This window comes from Methylobacterium nigriterrae (genome assembly GCF_037106235.1).
Taxonomy (GTDB): Bacteria; Pseudomonadota; Alphaproteobacteria; order Rhizobiales; family Beijerinckiaceae; genus Methylobacterium; species Methylobacterium nigriterrae.
Genome location: NZ_JBAWTG010000022.1, coordinates 67406 through 78345 on the forward strand (window position 1 = coordinate 67406; position 10940 = coordinate 78345).

Below are 10940 nucleotides of genomic sequence, written 5' to 3' on the forward strand. Positions count from 1 at the left end.
CGCGGCCCGGCCCGGGGGCGTCGCGTCGCGGGACGGGGCGGGTCATGGCGGGATCATCGGGGATCGGGCGCCGGTTCGGCCGCCTCGCGGCGGCGTGGCTCTGGGCCGCCGCCCTGGCGCTGCCCGGCACGCTCCCGGCCCTCGCACAGGCACCGCAGACCCCCGCGACCCGGACTGCCCCGAAGCCGCCGGCGCCGGCCCCGAAGAAGAGCTTCGTGCGCGAGGGCCTCGCCAGCGCGGGCGTGCGGCTCGAGACCGCCCTCAGGTCCGAATCGCCCGGCCCCCTGAAGCCCGCCGCGCAGTCGCGTGCGGCGGGCGAGGCGCTCGTCGAGGCCGAGAAGGCCGGCGATGCGCTCGCGCCGCTCGCGGCCGCCGTGGCGGCCGATCCGGGCGACCCGCAGAACTGGCTCGCCTATGCGCGGGCGGCCGACGCGGCCGGGAGCGACGAGGCGAAGGGCGACTATGCGAGTCGTGCGCGCCTGCGCGGGCGGGCGCTCGCGGCCGCCTACCAGGCCTACTGGCGCGCGCGGTCCGCGCCCGACGAGGCCGAGGCGCTGGCCTTTCTCGGCGAGGTCCATGCGGGCCAGTCGGAATGGCGACCGGCGCTCGAGGCCTATCGGGCGAGCCTCGCCCTCGACGATTCGGCCGAGGTGCGCGAGGCCTACGAGGCCCTGCGCGCCGAGCACGGCTTCCGCATCCTCGACTACAAGGTCGACGCGGATGCGGCCTCGCCGCGGCTCTGCTTCCAGTTCTCGGAGAGCCTCGCGCCGAAGACCGATTTCGCGCCCTTCGTGGCGGTCTCGGGCGGCGCGAACGCCGCCGTCACGGCCGAGGGGAGCCAGATCTGCGTCGACGGGCTTCGGCACGGCAGCCGCTACGCCGTCGTGGTGCGCGAGGGCCTGCCCTCCGGCGTCGGCGAGACCCTGCTGAAATCGGCTGATTACGAGGTCTATATCCGCGACCGCGCCCCCCAAGTGCGCTTCACCGGCCGCAACTACGTGCTGCCGCGCACCGGCCAGGCCGGATTGCCTCTCGTCTCGGTGAATGCCCCGAAGCTCGACGTCGAGATCCTGCGCATCGGCGACCGCGGCCTCCTGCCCTCGCTGCGCTCGGAAGAGTTCCTGAGCCAGCTCAGCGGCTCGACCGCCCGGACCATCGCCGAGCAGAAGGGGCAGCGGGTCTGGAAGGGCAGCCTCGACACCGCCAAGGCCGAGCTGAACCAGGAGGTCGTCACCGCCTTCCCAGTCCTGCAGGCGGTGGGCACGCTCGAGCCCGGCCTCTACATCCTGACGGCGCGCCCGAGCGGCACCGCCTCGCCCTCCGACGAGGAGTCCGGCGGCTACGAGCAGCAGGCGACGCAGTGGTTCGTGGTCTCCGATCTCGGGCTCACCGCCTTCAAGGGCCGCGACGGCGTCCACGTCTTCGCCCGCTCGCTGGCGAGCGCGGCCGCGGTGCCGGGCGCCGAGATCCGGCTGATTGCCCGCAACAACGAGGTGCTGGCCACGCGGCGGACCGACGCGCAGGGCCACGCCGCCTTCGATCCGGGCCTGTCGCGCGGTGAGGGGGGCATCGCGCCGGGCCTCGTCGTGGCGCAGCTCGGCGACGATTACGGCTTCCTCGACCTCGCCCAGTCGGCCTTCGACCTCACCGACCGCGGCGTGAGGGGGCGGCCGGCGCCGGGGCCCGTCGACGCCTACCTGTTCCCCGAGCGCGGCGTCTACCGCTCCGGCGAGACCGTGCAGATCACCGCGCTCCTGCGGGACGCCAAGGGCGCCGCCGTGCCGGACCTCCCCCTCACCCTCGTGGTGAAGCGCCCGGACGGGGTCGAGTACCGGCGCGTGCCGCTGCCCGACCAGGGGCTCGGCGGGCGGGCCCTGCCACTCGCCCTGCTGCCCGGCGCCCAGCACGGCACCTGGCGGGTCTACGCCCACACCGACCCGAAGGCGCCCGCCATCGGCGAGACGAGCTTCCTCGTGGAGGATTACGTCCCCGAGCGGCTGGAGGTCGGCCTGACCCCGAGGACGCCGGCCCTGCGCAGAGGCGAGCCGGCCCGGATCGAGGTCGCGGCCCGCTACCTCTACGGCGCCCCGGGCGCGGGGCTCGACGTGTCGGGCAGCGTCGTCGTGCAGGCGGCGGCCGGCAGCGGCGTCAAGGGGCTCGAGGGCTTCTCGGTCGGCCTCGACGACGAGGCGGTCGAGGCCACCACGCAGGAGATCGAGGAGAAGGCGGTCACCGATTCCTCCGGCAACGCCGCCCTGACCGTGCCGGTCCAGGCGCTCGCGAGCCCCCGCCCCACCGAGGCGCGCATCACCCTGCAGGTCGGCGAGCCCGGCGGGCGGGCGCTGAGCCGCAGCCTCACCCTGCCGATCCTGCCTGACGCGCCGGTGCTTGCCATCCGCAAGGGCTTCAAGGGCGACCTGCAGGAGGGCGGCACCGCCGCCTTCGACCTCGTCCTGGCCGCTCCCGACGGGCGGCGCCTGCCGGCCTCCGGCGTGACCTGGACCCTCTCGCGCCTGGAGCAGACCTACCAATGGTACCGGGCGGACGGGCGCTGGTCCTTCGAGCCGGTGAAGGCGGTCCGCCGGGTCGCGGACGGCCGCCTCGAGATCGGGGCGGACGCGCCCGCGCGCCTCGCCGCCCCGGTCACCTTCGGCCGCTACCGGCTGGAGGCGGGCCTGCCCGGCCAGCCGGGGGCCGCGGCGAGCGTCACCTTCTCGGTCGGCTGGACCGGCGGCGAGACGGCGGACGTGCCGGATCTGCTCGACCTCACTCTCGACAAGGCGGCCTATGCCGGGGGCGAGACCCTGCGGGCGCGCATCGCCCCGAAATTCAGGGGCACGGCGACGCTCGCTGTGGTCAGCGACCGCGTCCACGACATCCTCGACGTCGCGGTGCCCGAGGGCGGCACCGTCGTGAGCCTCCCGGTCAAGCCCGAATGGGGGGCGGGGGCCTATCTCGTGGCGAGCGCCTACCGGCCCCTCGACCAGGCGGCCCGGCGCCTGCCGGGGCGGGCGCTAGGTCTCGCCTGGTTCTCGGTCGATGCGGACAAGCGCGGCCTGCCGGTCGCGATCGACGCGCCGGCCAAGGTCCGGCCCCGGCAGGACCTCACCCTGCCGGTGCGCGTCGGCGGCCTCGCGCCGGGCGCTGAGGCGCGGGTCACCGTCGCGCTCGTCGATGTCGGCATCCTCAACCTCACCCGCTACGAGGCGCCGAACCCCTTCGCGCATTTCTTCGGCCAGAAGGCGCTGGGCCCCGAGATCCGCGACCTCTACGGCTATCTGATCGACGGCATGCAGGGCACGCTCGGCGCGATCCGCTCGGGCGGCGACGGCGGCGCGGCGGAGCTCGCCGACTCGCCCCCGACCCAGGCGCCGCTCGCCCTCTATTCCGGCATCGTGACGGTCGGGCCGGAAGGCACCGCGCAGGTCACCCTGCCGCTGCCCGCCTTCAACGGCACCGGCCGCGCCATGGTGACGGCCTGGGACGGCACGCGGGTGGGCCAGGCCCACGCCGACATCGTCATCCGCGACCCCGTGGTGCTCACCGGCACGCTGCCGCGCTTCCTCAATGTCGGCGACCGCTCGCGCCTGTTCGTGGCCCTCGACAACGTCGAGGGGCAGCCGGGCGAGTACACGGTGGACCTCGACCTCGCCGGGCCCGTCCTCGTCGGGGCGGAGGCGGTGCACAGGGTGCTGAGGCTTGAGGCCGGCGCCAAGGGCCAGTTCGTCATCCCGATCACGGCCGCCGGCCCGGGGACCGCGCGGGTCGACGTGACCCTGTCGGGGCCGGGCCTGCCCGGCGGCGTCGGCCAGAGCTTCGCGCTTCCCGTCTCGCCCGGCACCGGCACCCTCGTGCGGCGCACGGTCCGTCCGCTCGAGCCGGGCGCCGCCCTGACGCTGACGCGCGACCTGCTCGCCGACATCCTGCCGGGCACCGGTTCCGTCTCCGTCTGGGCCGGCCCGCTGCCCGGCCTCGACGTGCCGGCGCTGCTCCAGGCCCTCGACCGCTACCCCTACGGCTGCTCGGAGCAGATCGTCAGCCGCGCGATGCCGCTCCTCTACGTCAACCGCCTCGCTGCCATGGACAAGCTCGCCCTCGACGACAAGAGCGACGCGCGCATCCGCGAGGCGATCGAGCGGGTGCTCGCCCGCCAGGATTCGGGGGGCGATTTCGGCCTCTGGTCGGTCGGCGGCTCGAGCGACCTCTGGCTCAACGCCTACGTCACCGACTTCCTCACCCGCGCCCGCGAGCGCGGATTCGCGGTGCCCCAGGCCGCCTTCGGAAGCGCGCTTGACCGCCTGCGCAACGCGGTGGCCAACGCCACGGAGGTGCGCGAGGGCGGCATGGACCTCGCCTACGCGGCCTATGTCCTCGCCCGCAACGGGCGGCCCGTGATGGGGGACCTGCGCTACCTCGCCGATACCAGGCTCGGCGACTTCTCGACGGCTCTGGGGCGCGGCCAGATCGCGGCGGCGCTCGCCCTGCTCGGCGACCGCGCCCGCGCGCAGAAAGCCTTCGATTCGGCGCTCGCCGCCCTCATGGCCGGGACCGACCGGCAGGTCTACCGGGCCGATTACGGCTCGCGCCTGCGCGACGGGGCCGGGCTGCTGGCGCTCGCCGCCGAGACCGGCCTGACCCGCGAGGCGCTCCAGCCCGTCGGCGCGGTGCTGGCCGAGGAGCAGGCGAGCGGGCGTCCGACGAGCACGCAGGAGAGCGCCTGGATGGTGCTTGCCGCCGAGGGGCTGACCCGCGAGGCCGAGGCGCTCGCCCTCTCGGTCGACGGGACGCGCCAGGCCGGCGCGCTCGCCCGCACCTACCGGGGCGCGGCCCTCGAGGCGAGCCCGGTCACGGTCGCCAACGAGGGCCGCGCCCCCGTCCAGGCGGTCGTCAGCATCGGCGGCAACCCGATCGCGCCGGAGCCCGCCGAGGCGCGGGGCTACGCACTGGAGCGCAGCTATCACCGTCTCGACGGCACGCCGGTCGACCTGCGCGGGGGCGTGCGCCAGAACGAACGCCTCGTGGTGGTGCTCAAGGTGACGGAGGCCCGCGCCACGGCCGGGCGGCTCCTCCTCGTCGACCGCCTGCCGGCGGGCTTCGAGATCGACAACCCGAAGCTCCTCGACGCGGACGCGCTCGCCGGCCTCGCCTTCGCCCGGAGCGACGTGCAGCCGGTCCATTCCGAGTTCCGCGACGACCGCTTCGTGGCGGCCTACGACCGAACCCCGGAACAGTCGGCCTTCTTCACGGCGGCCTACACGGTGCGGGCGGTCTCGCCCGGCACCTACGTCCATCCCGGCGCCACCATCGAGGACATGTACCGCCCCGACCGCTTCGGCCGCACCGGCTTCGGCTCGGTGGAGGTCGGGGCGGCGCGGTGACACCCGCAGCGCCTTCCCCTCCCCCTTGCGGGGAGGAGCCGGAGGTGGGGGTGCAGAAGGCACCGGGACGCCTCATACTGCCCCACCCCCACCTCCGGCTCCTCCGCACGCAGATCGGACCTGCCCGATCCGGGCGGGCAAGGGCCGAACCCGGTCAAGCCCGAGCTCGGCGGGGGAGGAGAGGCGCCGCCGTCGCGCTGACCCTCGCGGCGTCTCTCTCCCTCATCGCGCTCCTCGCCCTCTGGCGCTTCGTCGGATCCCTCCCGCCCCTCGACCTGACCCAGGCGTCGCTGCGCTCCGTCGTGGTGCTCGACCGGCAGGACAGGCTGCTGCGCCCCTTCGCCACTCCGGACGGGCGCTGGCGCCTGCCGCTCTCGGTCTCGCAGGTCGATCCCCGCATGCTCGCCATGCTGACGGAGTACGAGGACCGGCGCTTCGCCCGCCATCCCGGCATCGACCCGGCCGCGACCCTGCGGGCCGCCTGGCAATGGCTCGCCCACGGGCGCATCGTGTCGGGCGGCTCGACCCTGTCGATGCAGGTGGCCCGCCTCGTCGAGCCGCGGTCCGAGCGCTCGCTATTGGCCAAGCTCCGCCAAATGGTGCGGGCGGTGCAGCTGGAGCGCCGCCTCGGCAAGGCCGGCGTGCTCGACCTCTACCTCGCGCTCGCCCCCTATGGCGGCCCGGTCGAGGGCCTGCGGGCGGCGAGCCTCGCCTATTTCGGGCGCGAGCCGGCCCGCCTGTCGTTTGCCGAGAGCGCGCTCCTCGTGGCGCTGCCGCAGGCGCCGGAGGCGCGCCGGCCGGACCGCTTTCCCGAGGCCGCCCGCCGCGCCCGCGACCGCGTGCTCGACATCGCGGAGGCCCGCGGCGTGATCGGGCCGGCCGAGGCCGAGGCCGCGAAGCGCGAACCCGTCCCGTCTTCGCGAAAACCCTTCCCGATGCTCGCGGCCCACGCGGCCGAGGCGGCGCTCGCGGCCGACGGGCCGGCGCGCGTGCTGCGCCTCACCCTCGACGGACGCCTGCAGGCGAGCCTCGAGGCGCTCGCCGCCGAGCGCGCGGCCGCCGCGGGGCCGGACCTCTCCGCCGCGATCCTGGTCATCGACAACCGCACCGGCGAGGTGCTCGCCCAGGTCGGCAGCGCCGGCTACCTCGATGCCGGCCGGCGCGGGGCCATCGACATGACGGCAGCCGTGCGCTCGCCGGGCTCGGCCTTGAAGCCCTTCATCTACGCGCTCGCCTTCGAGGGCGGCCTCGCCCATCCCGAGACGCTTCTCGACGACCGGCCGGCCCGCTTCTCGGCGACCTACGCGCCCGAGAACTTCGATCTCTCCTACCAGGGCACCGTCACGGCGCGGCGCGCCCTGCAGCTCTCCCTCAACGTGCCGGCAGTCGATCTGCTGGAGGCGGTCGGGCCCGCCCGCTTCGTCGCCCGCCTGCGCGCGGCCGGCGCGTCCATCGCGCTGCCGCGCGATACGGCGCCCGGCCTGCCCGTGGCGCTCGGGGGCCTCGGCATCACGCTCACCGATCTCGCCCGGCTCTATGCCGGGCTGGCGCGCGGCGGACCGGTGCCGGATCTCGTGCGCCGCCGCAGCGCGTCCTCCGAGCCGGCGCCGGAGCGCGGGGCCGTGGCGGAGCCGGTGGCGGCCTGGTACGTCGCCGATATCCTGCGCGGCGCGCCCCCGCCCGAGAACGCGCCGGCCGGCCGCATCGCCTTCAAGACCGGCACCTCGTTCGGCTACCGCGACGCCTGGGCGGTCGGCTTCGACCGCCGCGTCACGATCGCGGCCTGGGTCGGGCGTCCGGATGGGGCGGCGGTGCCGGGCCTCGTCGGGCGGCTTGCTGCGGCCCCGATCCTGTTTGACGCCTTCGCGCGCTACGGCGGCGAGCCCGAGCCGGTGGCGCGGCCGCGCGACGCGCTGGTGACCACCACGGCCGGCCTGCCGCCGCCGCTGCGCCATATCCGCCGGGACCTGCCGAAGACGCTCGCGGGCGCCCTCGTCCAGCCCCTGAAAATCGCCTATCCGCCGGACGGCGCCCGGATCGATCTCGGGCTCGCCGAGCCGGGCCTCTCCGCGAGGCTCGCCCTCAAGGCGCTCGGGGGCGTGCCGCCCCTCACCTGGATGGTCGACAGCCTGCCGGTGGCGCAGGGTCCGCGCCGCCAATCCGCGTGGCGGCCGGAGGGCGCGGGCTTCGCCCGCATCTCGGTGATGGACGCGGCGGGCGCCAGCGACAGCGTGGTGGTGCGGATCGAGTGATCAGGCTGCGGGCGCGGCCCGCTGGGGCTTGGCCGCGGCGGCCTCGATCAGCAGCGCGAGTTCCCGGGCCGCCGCGGCGACGCGCTCGGTGACGCCGGGATCGAGGATCGCGCTCCCCTCGATCTCGCCCGGACCGGCATAGACCGAGGTCGGCGCGATGTGGGCGGCGAAGAAGCCGAAGAGGGGGCGCAGGGAATGCTCGACCACGAGGGCGTGGCGCAGGCCCCCGCCGGTCGCCGTGAGCACCACCGGCTTGCCGGCGAGGGCGGCCGGCTCCACGAAGTCGAGCACGTGCTTGAACAGGCCCGCGTAGGAGCCCTTGTAGACGGGCGTTCCCACGATCAGCGCGTCCGCCCCCTCGATCGCCTCGATCAAGCGGGCGGCCGGCAGCGGCAACGCCTCGCGGGTCGAGACCCCGATGCCGGGGCCGGCATCGACGAGGTCATAGACCCTGAGGTCGATCCGCCGGTGGCGCGCGAGCTCGGCCGCCACTGCCTCCACGAGGCTGCGGGTGCGCGAGGGCCGGTTCGAACTGCCGGAGAAGGCGACGATTCGGGGCAGGGACACGGGCGGGGCCTCCGGTGGACCGTCTCGGCGGATAGGACGCGGCGCGGACGCCCCGAGGGATATCGGCTGATACGGGAACCTAACGCCTGGATTGCAAGGGGCGGACCGGGACGGAATGTCCCATTAAGGGAAAAAAGCGGGTTCCTGAACGAAATCCGGAACATACGCTCTACAGCGCAATCCCGAAAAAGGGTGAACAGGGCCGGAACAGATGTGGCTCTGTAAAACACCTGACCGGCTGTCTATGCCTGCTGAAAACGGAAACGCCGTCGTGGGCGTAGGAGCCCGCAACGGCGCAATCCGAAATGATCCTGCGTTGGGAACCAGCGCCAAGAATAGGGCGGCAGGTGCCTCGCCAGCAAGACATCCGAGTCTTCGGGCGCGATCTGGACGATGCTGCAGCCCGATCCGCAGCCGAGAAGGCGGCCGGCAGGGTCTCCCAGGATCAGTACGTCCACCCCGTGGTCTGGCGTGGTTCTGGCCCGATCCCGTCTCCGAAGTGGATGACGGAGACAGCCACCCTCACGGACGAGAAGACGGAGGACTGGGTCGCCACCGTGTTCAGGTAGGCCTGGGCAGAGCTGCGGCCGAGAGGCGACGAGGAAGCCTGAAGGACTTCGTCGACCTTCTTGAGGGGCTGACAGCAGTCATGGCAAATCAAAAATAACGGAGAATCCCGACGGGGCAAAACCGGCGGCCAACGAGTGCGCCACTACCAATTGTCGTAAGGCCACCGACCCAACCGAACGTACCAGCCCATCAGATTTGTGCTTGAGGGATGTGGGCGGGCTGTCGTTCGTTTCGCGACCCTGCGCCGTCCAGAAGTTTCTGAAGCACGGCATTCGTTGGCTTCTGCGTCTCATCAACGAGCACGAACAGAGCCTGTGCGGTCACCAAGGTATGCGGTGGTGGGTTGCTGTGAGGCAGTCCCTGCGCATCCGCATAGCCGACCGGCGTACCGTAGTTGGCCTCCAAGATTGCCTGAACGATGCTGGACCATGCCAGACCGGAAATTCCGATGTCGAACCGGAGACACTCGTCTCCCTCGCTGGAGAATAGGCGCTCGATGATCCATTCCGTGCCTGGCGCGACAATCGCGCGTACGATCATCTCCGGATAGCCACGCAGCGGCCTAACGATGGCCGAGGCTCCGGCTCGCTTGAGGCGTTCGCGGTTCAGGTCGTCCACACATTCTGCGATGATCCGGGCCGTGATACCGCGCTCCCGGAGCCGGTGAATGATGTCGAAGGTCCGGCTGTCCGAGAGGCGCTCTCCTTCGTTCTCGGCCAGAACGACGAGCACCTGTGCCTGATCCACCCCTGCGGCGTCCAAGGCCGCGGGATCATCGAACCGACCCTTGAGTTGAACGATGAGCGGGTCGTCCTCAAGATCGGGCGGGAGACCGTCCGGGAAGGCTTCGGTCAGGATGAGCGAGGGCACTGTGGCGAAGTGGGCATGCGAGCGATGCAGTTGGTCGAGGAGACGCCGCAGGTAGTCGCCCGGCTCGTCTGCTGGCGCATTCACGAACACGATGTGGTCCCGCATGTCCCATCTCCACTCGCCGCGACGCTTGCGCTCCCGCCGTAGGATCCTGAACTCGAAGAAGGCGCTTGCCGCCTGCGTCAGCAGGAAGATGCCGCTCAGGTAGATCAGCACGATGGTAGAGGCGCGACCGGCTGTCGTTTTCGCCGAGTAGTCGCCGTAGCCCGTCGTCGTGATGGTCGTGAAGGTCAGCCAGATCGCCTCACCGAGGCCCAGGTGCTCGAAGGCCATCATCGAGACGACGTGCAAGCCGATCAGGATCAGCAGGCCGACGAGGGCGAACCGGATCCGATTGCGCAGATCCCGCACGACACTGCGCCGAAACCGGAGGGGCCGAGCGCGGGACCGCTTTAAGCGCACCATGCGGCCGACTGCCTCGATCGCGCAGAGAAGGCTGCCTGTGGCTTTACCGCGGAAGCTGCCAGGGTGCTACCGATTGGTCCGGTGATTGGCGGCATGAGTTAACACTGCCGCTGATGCGCTGCTCTCGCGGCTGAGATGGCGGCGATCCGGCAAGAGCTTGGGTCGGAGGGCACGCAGACGCCGTGGCGGTGAACCGCCCCCACTCGGTGGACGTGGTCCCCACCGGATGGATCCATCCGCCGATGCACCCTGGCGTTAGGACCCCGCACGCTCGCGTTAGGGATCCGTGGTCATCATGGGGGAGGAGATTTTCTTTTCGGAGCGCAGTGGTCCGCCCTCTCGCGCGAATTCAGGCACCCGCGCGTCTGATCAGGGCTAACGATACGAAGCCGCGCGTCGTGCTGCCTGAGCCATCAGGATGAAGTCGCGGGTCGTTGGGTGCTGCTTGCCATCGGCAGCCGCTCGGCGGATCGGATCAGCGTCTTGCGACGGCTCCGAGGTACTCTCTGCCAGGGCCAGCAGGCCCAGACGATACGGCAGGCCCTGCAGCCAGCCGCCCTTCAACAATTCCGTCAGCATCGCAGCCCCCTGCAAATCACCTTGGAAAACCGATGCTGCCATGGCGGCGGGGCAGCGCCCCTCGTCATTTGTTAGGAGGCTGTTACGCGGCTCTGGCCAAGGTGGCCCGCCATGCCGCGCCAACCCATTCTCATCGCGCTGTTTTCTTGGGGTGCTGGCAGCTCTCGTTTTCTTTGCTGCGGGCGAAGGGCTGCACGGGCTTCAGTGGAATAGGAAGCGGAGATCCTATGTCGTGCCGCGCGATGACCGGACCGCACAG

6 protein-coding genes are annotated in these 10940 nt (G+C 72.4%); 3 read left to right on the forward strand and 3 right to left on the reverse strand.

What is annotated here, in order from left to right; genetic code table 11:
- The first annotated feature begins 44 nt into the window (after positions 1-44).
- Both WDW90_RS14115 and pbpC read left to right on the forward strand, forming a co-directional pair.
- Entirely contained in the window at positions 45-5378 is a 5334-nt protein-coding gene (locus tag WDW90_RS14115) for an alpha-2-macroglobulin family protein (RefSeq protein ID WP_336488024.1), read from the forward strand.
- Positions 5379-5575: 197 nt separating this feature from the next.
- Complete coding sequence (gene pbpC / locus WDW90_RS14120; RefSeq protein WP_431311040.1) at positions 5576-7630, forward strand: penicillin-binding protein 1C; 2055 nt, start codon at positions 5576-5578, stop codon at positions 7628-7630.
- Here pbpC and WDW90_RS14125 read toward each other — a convergent pair whose 3' ends face one another.
- Positions 7631-8197 carry an NAD(P)H-dependent oxidoreductase gene (locus tag WDW90_RS14125; protein ID WP_431311038.1) on the reverse strand — a complete coding sequence of 189 codons (567 nt, stop codon included), beginning with the start codon at positions 8195-8197 and terminating at the stop codon, positions 7631-7633. It lies immediately after the preceding gene.
- A gap of 347 nt (positions 8198-8544) precedes the next feature.
- On the opposite strand from WDW90_RS14125, the gene WDW90_RS14130 reads away from it, so the two are divergent.
- Entirely contained in the window at positions 8545-8766 is a 222-nt protein-coding gene (locus tag WDW90_RS14130; protein WP_336488025.1) for a hypothetical protein, read from the forward strand.
- A 190-nt stretch (positions 8767-8956) separates the two neighbouring features.
- Here the strand turns inward: WDW90_RS14130 and WDW90_RS14135 are convergent, their stop codons facing one another.
- Both WDW90_RS14135 and WDW90_RS14140 read right to left on the reverse strand, forming a co-directional pair.
- The gene (locus WDW90_RS14135) at positions 8957-10048 is read right to left on the reverse strand and encodes an ion channel (RefSeq protein ID WP_336488026.1); all 1092 of its coding nucleotides are present in this window, start codon (positions 10046-10048) and stop codon (positions 8957-8959) included.
- A gap of 429 nt (positions 10049-10477) precedes the next feature.
- Positions 10478-10681, reverse strand: coding sequence for a hypothetical protein (locus WDW90_RS14140; protein ID WP_336488027.1), 204 nt, complete (start codon positions 10679-10681; stop codon positions 10478-10480).
- Between the last annotated feature and the right edge of the window lie 259 nt (positions 10682-10940).

Coding starts and splice junctions, on each gene's coding strand:
- WDW90_RS14140 (WP_336488027.1), bottom strand. CDS start 10,681: ATGCTGACGGAATTGTTGAAGGGCGGCTGGCTGCAGGGCCTGCCGTAT.
- WDW90_RS14115 (WP_336488024.1), top strand. CDS start 45: ATGGCGGGATCATCGGGGATCGGGCGCCGGTTCGGCCGCCTCGCGGCG.